The organism is Sedimenticola selenatireducens, from assembly GCF_963675335.2.
Taxonomy (GTDB): domain Bacteria; phylum Pseudomonadota; class Gammaproteobacteria; order Chromatiales; family Chromatiaceae; genus Sedimenticola; species Sedimenticola selenatireducens.
Genome location: NZ_CAXXYC010000003.1, coordinates 1,609,535 through 1,624,076, shown reverse-complemented (window position 1 = coordinate 1,624,076; position 14,542 = coordinate 1,609,535). Strand labels below are relative to the sequence as shown.

At 48.1% G+C, this 14,542-nt stretch carries 16 protein-coding genes and 1 pseudogene; 15 read left to right on the top strand and 2 right to left on the bottom strand.

Annotation, left to right across the window (positions count from 1 at the left end; genetic code table 11):
• The first annotated feature begins 21 nt into the window (after positions 1 to 21).
• From ACHZBF_RS11235 to ACHZBF_RS11200, 8 genes and pseudogenes are all read left to right on the top strand, one after another.
• Complete coding sequence (locus ACHZBF_RS11235; RefSeq protein ID WP_321528449.1) at positions 22 to 1,269, top strand: IS91 family transposase; 1,248 nt, start codon at positions 22 to 24, stop codon at positions 1,267 to 1,269.
• Positions 1,270 to 1,285: 16 nt separating this feature from the next.
• On the top strand, positions 1,286 to 1,738 hold the full coding sequence (locus tag ACHZBF_RS11230; RefSeq protein WP_321528448.1) for a hypothetical protein: 453 nt from the start codon (positions 1,286 to 1,288) through the stop codon (positions 1,736 to 1,738).
• A gap of 102 nt (positions 1,739 to 1,840) precedes the next feature.
• Positions 1,841 to 2,173 carry a hypothetical protein gene (locus ACHZBF_RS11225; RefSeq protein WP_321528447.1) on the top strand — a complete coding sequence of 111 codons (333 nt, stop codon included), beginning with the start codon at positions 1,841 to 1,843 and terminating at the stop codon, positions 2,171 to 2,173.
• Positions 2,174 to 2,236: 63 nt separating this feature from the next.
• Positions 2,237 to 3,414 (top strand): IS3 family transposase gene (locus tag ACHZBF_RS11220; RefSeq protein ID WP_321528446.1). Its coding sequence is split into 2 segments (ribosomal slippage): positions 2,237 to 2,522 and positions 2,522 to 3,414, totalling 1,179 coding nucleotides; the frame shifts between segments, so codons are not numbered across the junction.
• Positions 3,415 to 3,509: 95 nt separating this feature from the next.
• Positions 3,510 to 5,189, top strand: a complete 1,680-nt coding sequence (locus tag ACHZBF_RS11215) for a P-loop ATPase, Sll1717 family (protein WP_321528445.1) — start codon at positions 3,510 to 3,512, stop codon at positions 5,187 to 5,189.
• 117 nt (positions 5,190 to 5,306) lie between these two features.
• Positions 5,307 to 6,017: an REP-associated tyrosine transposase gene (locus ACHZBF_RS11210; protein WP_321528444.1), complete on the top strand. Its 711-nt coding sequence runs from the start codon at positions 5,307 to 5,309 to the stop codon at positions 6,015 to 6,017.
• Positions 6,018 to 6,044: 27 nt separating this feature from the next.
• Positions 6,045 to 6,596 (top strand): hypothetical protein, encoded by a 552-nt coding sequence (locus ACHZBF_RS11205; RefSeq protein ID WP_321528443.1) that lies wholly within the window; start codon positions 6,045 to 6,047, stop codon positions 6,594 to 6,596.
• 122 nt (positions 6,597 to 6,718) lie between these two features.
• Positions 6,719 to 6,877, top strand: a pseudogene (locus ACHZBF_RS11200) (integrase core domain-containing protein); the annotation flags it as partial.
• A gap of 140 nt (positions 6,878 to 7,017) precedes the next feature.
• On the opposite strand, the gene ACHZBF_RS11195 reads toward ACHZBF_RS11200, so the two are convergent.
• The gene (locus ACHZBF_RS11195) at positions 7,018 to 7,584 is read right to left on the bottom strand and encodes an OsmC family protein (protein ID WP_321528442.1); all 567 of its coding nucleotides are present in this window, start codon (positions 7,582 to 7,584) and stop codon (positions 7,018 to 7,020) included.
• Between the two features lie 165 nt (positions 7,585 to 7,749).
• Between ACHZBF_RS11195 and ACHZBF_RS11190 the strand changes: the two genes are divergently transcribed.
• Positions 7,750 to 8,457: a winged helix-turn-helix transcriptional regulator gene (locus ACHZBF_RS11190; RefSeq protein ID WP_321528441.1), complete on the top strand. Its 708-nt coding sequence runs from the start codon at positions 7,750 to 7,752 to the stop codon at positions 8,455 to 8,457.
• 321 nt (positions 8,458 to 8,778) lie between these two features.
• Positions 8,779 to 9,162: a nuclear transport factor 2 family protein gene (locus ACHZBF_RS11185; protein WP_321528440.1), complete on the top strand. Its 384-nt coding sequence runs from the start codon at positions 8,779 to 8,781 to the stop codon at positions 9,160 to 9,162.
• Positions 9,163 to 9,243: 81 nt separating this feature from the next.
• On the opposite strand, the gene ACHZBF_RS11180 is transcribed toward ACHZBF_RS11185, so the two are convergent.
• Complete coding sequence (locus tag ACHZBF_RS11180; protein ID WP_321528439.1) at positions 9,244 to 10,473, bottom strand: lipase family protein; 1,230 nt, start codon at positions 10,471 to 10,473, stop codon at positions 9,244 to 9,246.
• Positions 10,474 to 10,874: 401 nt separating this feature from the next.
• Here ACHZBF_RS11180 and ACHZBF_RS11175 point away from each other — a divergent pair, with 401 nt between their 5' ends.
• The 5 genes from ACHZBF_RS11175 (at position 10,875) to ACHZBF_RS11155 (ending at position 14,445) form a co-directional block, all read left to right on the top strand.
• Positions 10,875 to 11,081 (top strand): DUF6494 family protein, encoded by a 207-nt coding sequence (locus ACHZBF_RS11175; RefSeq protein WP_321528438.1) that lies wholly within the window; start codon positions 10,875 to 10,877, stop codon positions 11,079 to 11,081.
• A gap of 163 nt (positions 11,082 to 11,244) precedes the next feature.
• Positions 11,245 to 11,958, top strand: a complete 714-nt coding sequence (mtgA, locus tag ACHZBF_RS11170; protein ID WP_321528437.1) for a monofunctional biosynthetic peptidoglycan transglycosylase — start codon at positions 11,245 to 11,247, stop codon at positions 11,956 to 11,958.
• A gap of 176 nt (positions 11,959 to 12,134) precedes the next feature.
• Positions 12,135 to 12,488, top strand: a complete 354-nt coding sequence (locus ACHZBF_RS11165) for an SEL1-like repeat protein (RefSeq protein WP_394707568.1) — start codon at positions 12,135 to 12,137, stop codon at positions 12,486 to 12,488.
• 485 nt (positions 12,489 to 12,973) lie between these two features.
• Positions 12,974 to 13,384: a hypothetical protein gene (locus ACHZBF_RS11160; RefSeq protein ID WP_321528435.1), complete on the top strand. Its 411-nt coding sequence runs from the start codon at positions 12,974 to 12,976 to the stop codon at positions 13,382 to 13,384.
• Positions 13,385 to 13,683: 299 nt separating this feature from the next.
• Positions 13,684 to 14,445, top strand: coding sequence for a Tll0287-like domain-containing protein (locus ACHZBF_RS11155; RefSeq protein WP_273437240.1), 762 nt, complete (start codon positions 13,684 to 13,686; stop codon positions 14,443 to 14,445).
• Positions 14,446 to 14,542 lie beyond the last annotated feature (97 nt).

Sequence of the window (14,542 nt, the reverse complement as noted above, 5' to 3'; positions counted from 1 at the left end):
TAACAAGACAGGTATCTGCGCATGGAAGCGAGTCTCAGAGCGATATTCAGGAGCGGTTTTGATCACTATAAAAAGGATCATGGATTGAGTCTTGACCAACACCGTGCGGCGCAAGCGATCATGGCTTGCCAGAGTGAAGAGTTAGGTCATGAGGAATGGCTGTGCCGGGATGATGGTCATGTGGAGATGGAGTATCACTCTTGCCGTCATCGCAGTTGTCCCCGCTGTAACAATGGCCTCACCCATGACTGGTTGGAGAAGATCCAGGCGCGCTTGTTACCGGGCAACCATTACCATGTGGTGTTCACCTTACCGCATGAACTGAACGCACTGTGGCACTACAACCGGGCATGGTGCACAGACCGGCTATTTAAAGCGGCCTCAGAGACACTACGACAGTTGTTGGCGGATGAGCGCTATCTGGGCGCGGAGCCGGGCATCTTGGCATCGCTGCACACCTGGGGAAGGACGCTGAGTTTTCACCCGCATATTCACATGCTGGTCATTGGTGGCGGTCTGAATGCCAAGGGCGATTGGGAGGCTGCCAGGCGAGACTTTCTATTGCCGGTTGGCGTGCTCAAAGCCAAGTTTCGCGGCAAATGGTTGAGTTGGCTGAATGAGGCTTATGCGGAGGGAGCATTGAAACTACCGCCGGATTGGAGTGAAAGGGATTGGAAAAAGGCCTTGACCCGGGTGGCGAAAAAGAACTGGAATGTTCATATCCAGGGTGGTTATCGACACGGTGATGGGGTGGCCATCTATTTGTCACGCTATGTGCGTGGTGGGCCGATCAATGATCGGCGGTTGATCAGTAGCGATCAGAAAGGGGTGAGATTTCGGTATCAGGATCACCGGGACGGAAAAAGCAAAGTGATGGCATTGTCTGAATCGAATTTCATCAGTCGTGTACTGTCGCATGTACCGGTGAAAGGGAGGCATTTGGTGCGTTACTACGGCCTTTATGTATCCGGGGCGAGTGAAAAGCGAGAGACGGCCCGTAAAGCGCTCGGTGCCGAGCCGGAAAGTGCATACGAAGTGGACAAGAAGGTACGTTGTTGCCCTGAATGCGGAAGGCAATTGTCACATTTCAGAAGTACCCGTGGCAAAAATTCCTATATAGGGAATACACAGGTCATTTCAGCGTATGGAGCAGGTGTGCAACAAGACGTTGAATTCGACCGCGCCAGTTCACTGGGGCAGTTTAGGCCCGACATTGAACGACCACCTGCATGGTCTTTTTTTGGCGTGCCGGGCGGCGAATTAACTTAGCGTTAGAGCAAAAAGAATGGAAACATATGACAAGCTAGAAATCGCTGATCAGTTTCTGGATGCTGCGATCAACGAGTTTTTAAACCATGGTCGGTTTCTAGCAGCGCTTAATCTTGCCGCTGTAGCTGAGGAACTCTACGGAAAGTACGTGCGTATTCTTCAGAAAAAAGATGCTTTTCAGGAAAATATCGAGAATGCAAAAATAATTTGGCAGGCGCAAGGGGAGGCAGATCTTGAAATCAAAGAATGGAAGAAAATTGCTAACGTGTATAAGAACAACATCAAGCATTTCAATTCAGAAGCAGATCGGTTCGTGGATATAGAGGCAGAAGACCAGGCTCGCCTAGCCATTGCAGATGCAATGAATAATCGCGAAAAACTCGAGCGTATAGAGTCTGATGAAATCAAAAGCTTTACTAATTGGGCCCAAGAGTATGTGGCCAAAAATGTTCATATCGAAGGGCTCTAACAAGGTGCAGCAACAGCGCTCGTTGCACTCGCTGGACGTCTTTTTCGCTGCGCTCAAAATCCGCCGTTGTGCATGGCGTTATGTTGCAGAAGGATTTGTGAGGTGAAGTACATATTCATAGTTATATTGTTCATTTATTGCGGCTCAATATCAGCATGGGAAAATTACCCTGGTACTTGGAGTGAAGTTGTTAAGACAAGTCCAGTAGAGGCTGCAAAAAAGGCAATTGGGAGAGGTGATCATCGTTTAATAATTATTGCTGACTGTTTTATGGGTATTCCTGGTTATAAGGGCAGTAGTCCACCCGAAGAGAGGCCGCTAGTCTTTGGAGGTACATGCAACGATATTCAGGGAAGTGAAAATCAAGATGCGCGTATGGCATTCAAGGAATGGGCTCGTGAGTACAACCTGTATGTACAGCAACATAACCAGTAAAGTCAGCCGACGCTGAACATCCCCCACTAAAACGGACACTCATCTCTAACAGGAGGGTGTTCAATGCCAAGATACAATCAACCGAGGAAGACCTGGCGATACACGGAGGAGTTCAAGGCCAAAGCAGTACAGCTCAGTCACCTTGAGGGTGTGCAGGTTAAGGAGGTGGCCGAGACGCTCGACATTCACCCGTTTATGCTGTCACGATGGAGAAAAGAGTACCGGGAAGGAAAGATCGTGACAGACAAGCGTAGAAAAGTCACCAGCATCAAAAAGGAGAAACAGGAGCTGGATGAACTGAAGAAACTGCGAAAAGAGGTTGCCCGCCTGAAACAGGAGAATGATCTCCTAAAAAAGTGGCAACGGTTTCTTGCGGAGGAACATCAGAACGATATCGATTCATCGCGAGAAACCGGCAACTCGGAATAAGCTATTTGTGTCGCTGGCTGGGAGTGTCGAGGAGTGGATTCTATGATTGGCTCAAGCGGTCACCCTCACAGAGGCGCAAGGAAGATGCAGCGTTGGGGAAATGGATAGAGGCCATCCATGAAGAAAGCCAGGGCGTTTATGGGAGCCCACGAGTATTCCAGGCGTTGAAGCAGCAGGGGGTATTGGTTGGGCGCAAGCGTGTAGAGCGCCTGATGCGCGAAAAGCAGCTTCAAGGACGGGTTGTCCGGGTTACCCGGCGTTGTCCCGGCCTGAAGCGCTTCGTAGCCAGTGGCGAGAATCTTCGTTTGAAAGAGCCGGCCCCGACAGCCATCAACCAGGTGTGGGTAGCAGACGTCACCTATCTCAAGTTGGCCGGGAAATGGCGCTATCTGGCGACGGTACTGGATGTCTACAGTCGACGGATATTGGGTTGGTCATTGAGCAACCACCGAACGGTTGATTTGACCTTGTCGGCATTGAGAAATGCGGTAAGGGATCGGGAGGTAAAAGAGGGCCTGATCTTCCATACAGATCGGGGGATCGAATTTACCTCGCATCGCTTTCGGGATGAACTGAAGAGGCTGGGTATGCGGCCCAGTGTGAACCGGCCTGGGTGTTGTACCGATAATGCCCATATGGAATCATTTTTCCATACCTTGAAGGCCGAACTGATCCGAGGGAATGTGTTTCATAATGACAAGGAACTCAGGTATGCTCTCAACTATTACATCAACCGATTTTACAACCACCGCCGGATGCATTCAGGGATCGGGTACCTGGCACCCGCGGAATATGAAGCGATGACAGCGTGATAATTCATGTGTCCGTTTTATCGGGGGAAGATCACGCGCAAAAAGCGCGCTCGGCTGCTTTAGGCGTTAGATTTTGAGGATGCAAAAGGATCAAAATGTCTATAGATAAACCATGGAAATCATTACGAGCTTTACAAGAGCCCTTTAACGATGCATTCAACTACCGATCAAGAAAAGAAAAGGAGTTATTCAACAAATTATTTCTGATTACTGACTCTTTGGAGAGGTGCTTGAGCCCTTCAACATATTTCTTGATGGGAGAGAAGGGAGCCGGGAAAACAGCATATGCTGTTTATTTAGAAAATAACACTTTAGATAATAACAAATGTCAAGTAACTACGATGACAGAAACGCAGTATGGGAGATTTATAAATTTAAAAAAAGCTGGAAAGCTTGAGTATAGTGACTACGCCAATATATGGCGATCAATGTTACTTTTCCTCGCTGGTCATCTTATCATAAACAAGTCTAAAGGTGTCTTATCACGGATTACCGGGAAATATAATAATCTAGAAAAAAGTATCGAGATGTGGACAAAGAATGCGCTTAACCCTGAGATAGAAAGCGCGTTTGAGGCGATTACGAGCGACAAGTTTGATCTAGAATTAGGTCAAAAAGGGGTCGCTAAGGCGGGTGCGTCGGAAGCGTCAAGCGAGACCGAAAAAACCCCAAGGTTAAAACACCACCTTTTAGAAACAGAAATGGAATTAAAATCCGCCATTTCGTCTCTTAAGTTAAAAGATAATCATGTGCTTTTCGTTGACGGGATTGATTATCGTCCTGAAAGAGTATCATACAGAGAATATCTAGAATGTATAAAAGGATTATCTGAAGCCGCGTGGCAACTCAATACAGAGTTCTTTAATGGCATTAGAGATTCAAAGGGGCGAATTAAAATAGTACTTCTTGTTCGCCCGGATGTATTTCACGCACTAAATGTTTATAACTCTAACTCTAGGCTTCAAGATAATACTGTTTACTTAGATTGGGCCACAAATGAGATAGAATATAAGAGTTCACCGCTTTTTGAGGTAAGTGGTAGATACTTCTCTAGACAACAGACCTTTGAATCCTCACCTGAAGATGCATGGAATAACTATTATAGAGATCAGGATCTTGGCGGCCTCGTTTTTAAGAAATTATTAAGGCAGACTTTCCAGAAACCTCGTGACATTCTCACGTTTATAAAAATAACGAGGGAGATTCAGATATCCGCCGGCAAAGGTGATTGGTCAGTCTTTCAGGATGGTCTTCACGCCAACGCTAAGTTTGCAAGAGCTTTTTCGGATTATTTGCTTGGAGAAGCAAGAAATTATTCTGCATTCTATATGACGCAGGAAGACTTCAGGATATATTTGAAATATTTCCATTATCTAAATGGAAAGGCCCGGTTCTCGTTTGATGAGTTTGATGAAGCTTATAACGAATTTTACAAGTGGGCTAAAGGTGAGAGAATTCGAGCTAAAGAATATTTGCACGATTCAGAATCACTCCTGCAGTTCTTTTATGATGTAAATATTATTGGGTATTCCGAAGAGACAGAAGATTCTGGCGAGGGATACTACCACTGGTCTTATAGAGAACGATCGCCAAATAATATCGCTCCCAAGGTTAAAGCGGCAAATAAGTTAATGATAAATCCTGGTATTGCAAAAGCTTTGGATATAGGAAAAGCGTTTTCCCAGAAAAAGGCGAAACCTCAAAAGCCAAGAAAAATAAAGCCCAGAAGTACGAGCAATCGACGCTATAATAAAAGCAAGAAATCTAACCAATAGGTGAAGCCGACCGGTACTACGCTGCGCTACGTCCCCAGATCAATGGGGTCAGACTCGATTGTTATTTGATCAAAGGCGCAGTATAGTGCCTGTATCAACTGAAACAGAAGCAAGAAAATGGCGCGCTTACCCCGATTCGTAATACCAGGCCAACCACAACACGTTATTCTCCGTGGCAACAATCGAAGCGAAATCTTTTGTGCCGATGCCGACTACCATTTCTATCTGGAAAAACTCCAGTTAGCCTGCAAGGCCCACAGTTGCGATCTTCATGCCTATGTGCTGATGACCAATCACGTACATTTGCTGATCACCCCGCATACAGAGCAAGGGCTCTCCAAAGCCATGCAGAAAGTGGGACGTTACTATGTCCAGTACTTCAACTATTGTTACCAGCGTACCGGCACATTATGGGAAGGGCGCTACAAGGCCACATTGATTGATAGTGAATCTTATTTGTTAACTTGCATGCGCTACATCGAACTAAACCCGGTACGAGCGGGCATGGTGGCACATCCGTCCGATTACCGCTGGTCAAGCTATCATTACAACGCGCTGGGACAACCGGATATGCTAATGACTCCGCACCTTGAATACAGACGTTTGGGGAAGAGGGTTGGAGAACGGCAAGCCGCCTACTGCCAACTTTTCAAGCATCGCATACCGAATGATAACCTTAACGCAATTCGAGAAGCGACTAACAAAGCGTGGGTACTGGGCAATGATCGGTTTAAACAGCGCATCCAAAAGAAATTAGACCGACGGGTAGAGCCGAAGCCCAAGGGCGGTGATAGAAGGTCTGAGAAATACAGAATCAATCGAGTCTGACCCTTTTGGTCCTTCAGGGAGAATAATATGCAAAATCTTACAAAGTTCACCGTCCAGAGGGGCGATGAGGAGTATGAATTGTCACTTGGCTGGGATGACGGAGCATTTGTCGAAGGGCGCATTAAGTTTGATATTTCAGCCTTAAAGAGAAATATCGAAACTCGTGAAGAAATCGAACCATTGTCAGCCACAGTGGCAGTAATACCGAATCCGGATCACGATCCAGATAGTGACGAAGTGCCGAGTCCATTCGTACAAATTGTGATTAAAAATGAAATTACTGGTCAAGAAGAAACCATCAACTACCCATTGAATGCGCTATTTGAGGAATCTCAAATAGTTGATCTAATTCCCGCATATATGTTTGGTGGCGATCCGATCACTGGCTGTTTAATCAGATCTGGAATAAGCACCACAGTTGGTCAAATAATTGGTTGCAAAAATGAAACTGCGGGTGTCTTGCCTTGGTTCTGGAATAGAGTTCGTGAGCTCGGTAAATGCCTCCTGATTTCGATTCCTGATATGACTGCCAAGATGGCCAGAAAAAGCGTTCGTTGCATTTTGAGATTTGGTTTTTGAGGAAATGTCACCTAACCAGGCAAATTCACGCGGACGGGAATCAATGGGGTCAGACTCTATTGATATTTGATATAAGCCCGCAGGATGAGGCTCGTTCCTTACCCAACCTTACGGGCTCAATCAACCGTACCGTCAGGCATGAATGGATGGATATGCACAGTTTTGAAAGCATTGAACATGTGCAATTACTCGCCACTTGATGGTTATGGACACACAATAATGAACGGTCGCATACGGCGATTGGCGGCATGCCGCCGCGCAAGTTGTTGGAGGCCGCTTAACCCTCTACTTTTAACTATGGTTAAAAATGGGGGAATTACACGGAAAACTGGTTAAATAGACGCGGTTGATGATAAATGAAGTGCAACTACTCGTTGGGCCCGATTACCACCAACCGCGTTAATACCACGCCTGATAGTTATTACTGAATGGTCATTTTAATTTCAACCGGGATGGCCCTGGATACCATTTCGTAAACCGGAGAAAAGCTGATCAGTTTCCCGATAGTTGCCTCATCAGCGGGCGTTTTAGCCCGGATATCGACATTAACTTTTTGATATCCACGGCTGACATCCTCTGATACGCCAAAGAAACCGCGAGCATCCATCTCGCCTTCAGCGGAAATATCGAGTGATTCGATTGGGATGCCTTGTACCGAAGCATGGGCAACCACGGTCGTGTTCAGGCAACTGACCAGGGCGTTGAGATAATGTTCAACCGCATTCGGCGCCGTGTTCTGCCCCGCCAGGAATACAGGCTGGTCAGCATTTACGGTCAACACTTGTATACGCTCCGCTTGCTCACTATTGCCTGCGTAGAAGCTCTTGATAGCGGTGCGACTGCGGCTGCCGTTAATCCACTCGTTTTTGGCGCGGAATCGAAACTTTCCGTAGTTTTCGTCCCGTGACATGTTGGTTGCCAGTTCTACAATGCGCTGGGTATCAACGCCATTTACCAGGTGGTCAATTTTTTTTGCAGTATGGGCCATGATATTTCTCCTAAGGTGTTTGGTGGTTTAAATCGACTTATCGTGTCGATGGAGAAATATTATGCAAACACTGTTTACCCTTATACGTCTTGGAATGTAGTAAACCACTACAAAATCTGTAGTAGACTATTTGATACCTGCAACGACTGATGGCTGGGAGGCACTATGGACTATGGGCAGTTCTGTCCCATCGCCAAGGCGACCGAATTACTCGGTGAGCGCTGGATGCTACTTATTCTACGCGAACTGTTCCTTGGTTCACATCGGTATAGTGAACTCCAACGCGGCCTGTCTCGAATATCACCCTCACTGTTAACCAAGCGACTGAAGCAACTCGAAGATGCCGGCATTGTTGTGCGTAAGACACAGCACGGCCGTAAAGGACATCAATATTTCCTGACACCTGCCGGCAAGGAACTAAAACCACTGATAGAAAATCTTGCTGTATGGGGTATGCGTTGGGCGCGTGGTCAATTGCGTGAGGAAGAACTTGATGTTGAATTTCTTATGTGGGACATCCAGCGTCGCCTGCAGATAGACGAACTACCGGATGGCGAAACCATATTCTGTTTTATCTTTAACGACATTAAACGCTACAACAACTGGTGGCTCATCGTGCGCGCCGACAGTGTCGACCTCTGTACCGATAATCCGGGAATGGACGTTGATCTTTATATCCGCAGTTCACTCCGTACCATGGTGGAAGTCTGGGAGGGGGACTTGGCTCTGCAGGCTGCATTAGATGATGAGCGAATAGATACGCAAGGCAATAAACAGCTGTCAAAAACCATGTTGAGTTGGTTTGGCATCAATCCATATGCGGATGTTCGTCCTGGTGATCCAGCCTTGACCAGGGTTGCTGCAGACGATTGATTATAAAATGAAGCCGGTAGGTTGGGGTGAGGAATGAACCCCAACATCACGTTAATCACGAATGCAAACCCGTTGGGATTCCTGTAATTATAACCAACTCGCCAACGGCAATTATCGCGCATAATAAACAAAGGATTGCGAAACATGCGCTACCGACGTGCAGATGTGAAAGGCGGCACCTATTTTATACAGAGGCGAGTGACTGGAACGTCATGGCTAACGATATCGAATCCGGTTATGGGGGGCGAATGGAATTTAGTTGGAGTTAACGGGCTTATCTCAACCAACGGGCTGTCGTAAATATTAAGTCGGAGAAAAGAAATGGATCACGACCTGGAGTCAAATAAACAAAATGCTATTGCATTTTATCGCACCGCTTACCTGGGAGATCCGTCCAGGGCTGTCAAGGATTATGTCGGTGCAGAATACATACAGCACAACCCACTGGTTGGGGATGGCAAGCAGGCGTTCATCGACTACTTCGAAGAAATGGCACGGGATTATCCTGATAAAAGCATCGAATTTGTCAGAGCAGTGGCCGAGGATGATTTGGTGGCGCTTCACACTCATCAGACATGGCCAGGCAATGAACAATACGTGACAATGGATTTTTTCCGTTTTGACGATAACGGAAAAATTGTTGAGCATTGGGATTCAATACAGGAGGTTCCAGGTGAAACAAGGAATGGAAACCCAATGTACTAGACAAACAGATGACAGCTACATGGTCATACCTGCGAAGGACGAAATGCCGGGCCTAATCTGGGTGTCACAGGCCACGAATGCTCATTGACAGGTTTTGTCGGTAGCAAGCCAGCTCGGAACATTATTTTTCTCCCACCGACTTTCATAGTGGGTCGAAGAGTGATTAAACCAGCCGATATATTTTTCTTCTACGCCACTCCAATTGGCGGGAAATCTGTTTCCACCCCCGTCCGCAAGAACCACAAGATCCAAATGGACCCGCAGTGAGAATATCGATTGGTAATTTTCAGGTTTCGGGCTATACCGGTGGGGGTGAGCCGGGGTTGACAGCAGGATCATTCTGCCGAAGGGAATACCGCTGGATGCTATGAATCCAATGTTAGCCCCATGGCTATGGGCAACGATATTCAGACAAGCCTTTTTGTTTTTAGTTGCCCAAGTCGCGAGTTCTGTGGCGGCCTGTTTACGCGCATCGTGACTCCAGGTTCCCGTCCATGCGAAAGGTTTGTTACCAATGTACAGGTCATCCATCTGTACCTCATGTTCCAGGTACTCAAAGAAAGGGTAGCCGTTCCGCCACCAGTTTTCATCGTTAGCCCAGGTGCCATGAATCACCAAGGTAGAATGCGGGTTTTCTGTTGGATCTGAGCCTGGCTTCTGCTCCTCTGTCAGCTTTTCGAGTGCTGAGTCTTTTGCTTTGAATCGGGCCAGAAGCGTGGTGGCAAGAAGCGACAATCGCTGGTCCTTTAGCTGCGTCCCGCGCCTGAGCTCTTCCAGGGCTTCCTGTTCGCCGTCGGTGAGTACGATCAGCAGTGGTGCTGAAGCGATGCGAATGAGCGGGTCTGGATGAACGAACGATATCGCCGCCAATTTTGTGATGTCCTCCAGGTTTGGCTGCTCGCCTATTTTACTGGCAATGCTTCGCTGCATGTCTATGAGCCGATCGGGGAGTATCCTGTAGACCTCTTGCTGGATATCGATCTCGTCACGTATAGCCGTTAGTGCACGCGGGAGTATGTCTTTGTTAAGTTCCGCTACGCCGTAAAGGCGCTCTGTCAGCCCAATGGCTTTCAGGTCACCAGGTGGCACCATGTCGTCTTGCCTGATCCCTTCTATTGGACTCAGCAGATTCAGGAGAACAAGGAGGAACGCTGCCTGAGTCTGATCTTCACGGACCCGGATGTCTCCGTGGTAGCTCTCCAGGTAATGACTTGGATTATCGAGTGTCGGATAGTTGGTGTAATATTGCGCCCCAGCCGGTAGTGCCGAAAGCAAGCCAATCAAATAAACGAGTAATTTGATTCTGGTCATTGAGCTCTTCCTTGATCGCTTCTCCGGTTATGGTCGCAATCCCCTCCCGATGCCGAACGCTCCCATCCCCATTAGTGGTATTGTGGATAAGAGTGATAGCACCGGGCTGATCTTTTTGTTGGATCTTGTAACCGGCTTCCGACTATTTATCCATAGAAAATCAAACCGGTTGCACTGAATTATAGTTAACATGGCCAGGACTTTTGGTATTGATGTTCGGCAGCGGTTGTCCGGTTCAACACGGAAAACGGGGCAGATTTATTTTCTTGCCTATGCCTGCCGCTCTACACGGTGTTGTCTTATCGCAATAGATTTCTGGAGAGACCTTCATCGCCCATTGAAATGCTATGGTTACCGGTATCGGACAAATTTGATTAACCGAACCTGACAGGAGCAAACAGATGAACGACGACAAGTTCAATATGGATATGCGTAAATTTCTGAAAAAGGTTGGTGTTACCTCGCAACGGGAAATTGAAAACGCCGTGAATCAGGCCATGAACTCGGGTGCGATCAAGGGTAACGAAAACTTCAAGGTCAAGATGACCCTGGAAATCGCGGAGTTGGGTCTGACCTGGGTGGTTGATGGTGAAATTTCCCTGGAATAGTCGACAACGACCTGTCACTGTGACCAAGTAGTTTAAACAATTATTTGCTGTTCAATGGCAGCTGGGTGCGGCATGTGCGAGATTACGCAGGAATCCAGGGCATGGGGTTGGGTTGCGCCTTGCAAACATTCCTCAAGGGGCGCTGGCGCCTTTCGATATGATTATGTGGTCAAGTAAAACAGGTCGGCGCTCCAAGCCCGGCTGGAAGTATCGAATACTGCGCTGGATCTTCTTGCTCTTGCTGGGTGTTGCCTTCCTTGGCGTGCTGGCGGTATTGCCCTGGCGCTGGATGGCTCTGCCCACCAGCGCCTTCATGTTGGCCGAACGCTGGCAGTCTGATAGCGAGATTGACTATCGCTGGACCCCGTTTGAGCGAATCTCTCCGCAACTGGCGATTGCCGTTGTCGCGTCCGAGGACCAGAAATTTCCCGTGCACTATGGCTTTGATCTGGATTCGATCATGGATGCCTTGTCGTCCAGACAGAAAAGAGTCCGGGGCGCCAGCACCATTAGCCAGCAGGTTGCCAAGAACCTGTATCTTTGGGGAGGCCGCAGCTATTTGCGCAAGGGGATTGAAGCCTACCTGACGCTGTTGATTGAGAGTCTCTGGCCCAAGCAGCGCATACTGGAGGTCTACCTGAACGTGGCCGAATTTGCTCCCGGTATTTACGGGGCCGAGGCGGCGAGCCAGCGCCTGTTTGGCAAACCCGCCAATCGACTTACGCTGCATGAGAGTTCATTGCTGGCAGCGGTGTTGCCGAATCCCAAGCGCATGCGGGTGACACCGCCATCTGATTACGTAAGCAATAGAGCACAGGATATTCGCCGGGAAGTGCGCCGCTTGGGTGGCCCACCTTACCTGACTTTTTTGCAATAGGTTGGCAGGCCACCCGGACAAGGAAAAAGAGCGGCAGGGCAATATTTCTGCGAGCGTTTGAATCCAGGTTTCCTATATTTGGTTACATAAGCCGATCGGATGTGTAAGACCAGCCTGGCGGGAGGTCGCCAATGGATAGATGGTTTTTATTCCTATTACTCATGCTTGTCTTTCCCTTGTACCCAGCCATTGCGACCGACAGTGCGGTCGGTCGCGCGCATCTTGAGCGAGGCAATTACGTTGCGGCCTACCGGGAGTTCAGGGGATTGGCGGAGCGTGGATATCCCGTTTATCAGAATGTCATCGCCGGGATGCATGCCGAGGGAAAAGGGGTGCCCAGAGACCTGGTTCTGGCACACGTCTGGTACTCGCTCTCGGCAGCCCAGGGGGATACGGAGGGAGTGGCAGGGAAAGAACGGCTGGAAAAAACGTTGACCGATGATCAGTTGATGACATCCAGGCGACTTGCCCGGGAGTATGCCGGAAGGTATCTCGCACCGTACAGAACAAGCGGTGACTGGCGACTCTGATTATCCAAGTCTGAGCCCGTGGGTTTGTCAAATCCGGGCTGGGCCGGCACCTCTGGACCGGGCGCGGGGCTGAAAGTGTGGGTCGAAAAACAGGCATATTAACCACAAAATAGTAGGGTTTATTCCGTTGTGCTTTGTTGATATCGGCAATATCTTGTGGAATACGCCTCGGCAAATAGCTGCCTTTTTCCAGTGGCAAGTAAGTTGCCCATAGGAATAAAATCGACGCGTGCGCCACTCAGTGGAGCCCCACTCGGGCAATATCCTGTGCTCAAATCCTGCGAACCTCATAGCGTAACCTTAACGGTGGCTTCTGAGAGATATGCTGTTATTCTCTTCCGTACACCACCAGCGCCGCTTCGCGGGCACCGATGGCAGTGTCACCGGCGTTTGCAACATTGCCCCTGTAGGCAAACTGAGTACACGCATGTTGATGATGGCTACCCGGTAAATTTTTTACGCTTAGGGCGGCTCAATTCAGAAATATGAAGCGCGAGAACATGGTTATACGTCATATTTTTTTCTGGTTTGTGCTTATGCTAGTCGCTATCGGTAATGGTTTGCTGAGGGAGGCAACCTATGGCAAGCGAGTAGCAGAACTGGCTGCTCACCAGATTTCTACCCTGACAGGTATATTATTTACCGGTCTCGCCGTTTGGGTATTTTCCCGCATCTGGCCCCTGAAATCGCTGACCCAGGTCTGGATGGTTGGCCTCTCATGGCTGCTTCTCACTCTTATCTTTGAGTTCTCTTTTGGTCACTATGTTGCGGGACACTCCTGGGCGAGATTGCTCCAGGACTACAATCTCTTGGCAGGCCGGGTTTGGGTGGTCTTTTTGCTGTGGGTGGCGATTATGCCATACATCTTCTACAAAACAGGGCGAACCCAGGCGTGACCAATGGATCCCGCTGTTCACCGCGTGCACTGAATGATGCAAATCACTGATCTTGTATAGCCATTCAGGATTCCGGTTTTTCATCCATATAAAAATGTGTTTGTTCAAATTAAATTATCTGATAGTCTTCTTAGGCAGTATGGTTATAAAAATATAAAATAACTACTATCTTCCACCTTCACTTTTCCATACACGCTACCAAAGCTATCGATCGAAAATAGCTTGGAAAGTAACTCCTGGCCGCCGCACAGGATTGCTTGTGGAAAAGTGCGGCATAAAAAGTCCAGTGGAGGATAACTGTGAAGAAAATACTACTGATTTCTTTATCTGTTTTATTGCCTTTGTGTGCGAAAGCTTCAGGTGATATTGGAATAGCTGCAAAAGGTGGTTTTCCAGAATATTTGTTTCTGGAGAAGGTGAATGAGTCTGAGGCCCATTCAACGGCAGTGATGATATCAAAATCACTTGCTATTGGCAGACTGGTGATATTTGCCCAGATGGGAAAACTGACTGATCCGACCCTCGGCGATAAAGGCTTCAGTGGCGATGTGTTTGCTGATCAGTGGAAATCTGCACTTGAGGCGGAATTTATGGATGCCTCTCCTACGCAACAGCGCATCATTGACAAGCTGATATGGGCCGGAAAGTTGAGTATGGATAATAATCAGGACCGGCTGAATGTGCAGGGAGTCAAATGGAAACATTTCCTGCCAGCCAAGTGGGCGAGAGAGACCGGTCTGATGTTTAACTCCAGGACGGGTATTGTAACCAAACAGCCTTCCGTCAATTACCGACACCCAAGTAATGCTCCGGATTTAAAGGAAATAGAAGTACTTACCGAGTTTGTGAATGCCGGTACGGAGGCAAAACCCAAAGGCGAGTTTGCAATGATGGGAAAGCAGAAGGTCTACCGGTATTTTGATCCGATTAATCTCATGCCACCCTGTTTGGCTTGCCACGGAAAACCGAAAGGTGAACTCGATATGCTGGGTTTTGAAAAAGACGGATTCGATGCCGGTGATGTGATTGGCCTGATCAGTGTCTCGGTGGCTGTAGAGTAATAGACTATCAGCGAACGTTACCGGGTTATCATTTGATGCGGTGCTGTTTACACGTCATTTGATAGCCTGGTAAGTCGAGCCTTCTTGGCGAAGCCCT

What these genes read in the sequence shown, in the direction of transcription:
- ACHZBF_RS11185 (WP_321528440.1), top strand. Translation starts at nt 8,779, where the DNA reads ATGGATCACGACCTGGAGTCAAATAAACAAAATGCTATTGCATTTTAT.
- ACHZBF_RS11235 (WP_321528449.1), top strand. Translation starts at nt 22, where the DNA reads ATGGAAGCGAGTCTCAGAGCGATATTCAGGAGCGGTTTTGATCACTAT.
- ACHZBF_RS11215 (WP_321528445.1), top strand. Translation starts at nt 3,510, where the DNA reads ATGTCTATAGATAAACCATGGAAATCATTACGAGCTTTACAAGAGCCC.
- ACHZBF_RS11195 (WP_321528442.1), bottom strand. Translation starts at nt 7,584, where the DNA reads ATGGCCCATACTGCAAAAAAAATTGACCACCTGGTAAATGGCGTTGAT.
- ACHZBF_RS11190 (WP_321528441.1), top strand. Translation starts at nt 7,750, where the DNA reads ATGGACTATGGGCAGTTCTGTCCCATCGCCAAGGCGACCGAATTACTC.
- ACHZBF_RS11210 (WP_321528444.1), top strand. Translation starts at nt 5,307, where the DNA reads ATGGCGCGCTTACCCCGATTCGTAATACCAGGCCAACCACAACACGTT.
- ACHZBF_RS11175 (WP_321528438.1), top strand. Translation starts at nt 10,875, where the DNA reads ATGAACGACGACAAGTTCAATATGGATATGCGTAAATTTCTGAAAAAG.
- ACHZBF_RS11205 (WP_321528443.1), top strand. Translation starts at nt 6,045, where the DNA reads ATGCAAAATCTTACAAAGTTCACCGTCCAGAGGGGCGATGAGGAGTAT.
- mtgA (WP_321528437.1), top strand. Translation starts at nt 11,245, where the DNA reads ATGTGGTCAAGTAAAACAGGTCGGCGCTCCAAGCCCGGCTGGAAGTAT.
- ACHZBF_RS11160 (WP_321528435.1), top strand. Translation starts at nt 12,974, where the DNA reads ATGAAGCGCGAGAACATGGTTATACGTCATATTTTTTTCTGGTTTGTG.
- ACHZBF_RS11230 (WP_321528448.1), top strand. Translation starts at nt 1,286, where the DNA reads ATGGAAACATATGACAAGCTAGAAATCGCTGATCAGTTTCTGGATGCT.
- ACHZBF_RS11180 (WP_321528439.1), bottom strand. Translation starts at nt 10,473, where the DNA reads ATGACCAGAATCAAATTACTCGTTTATTTGATTGGCTTGCTTTCGGCA.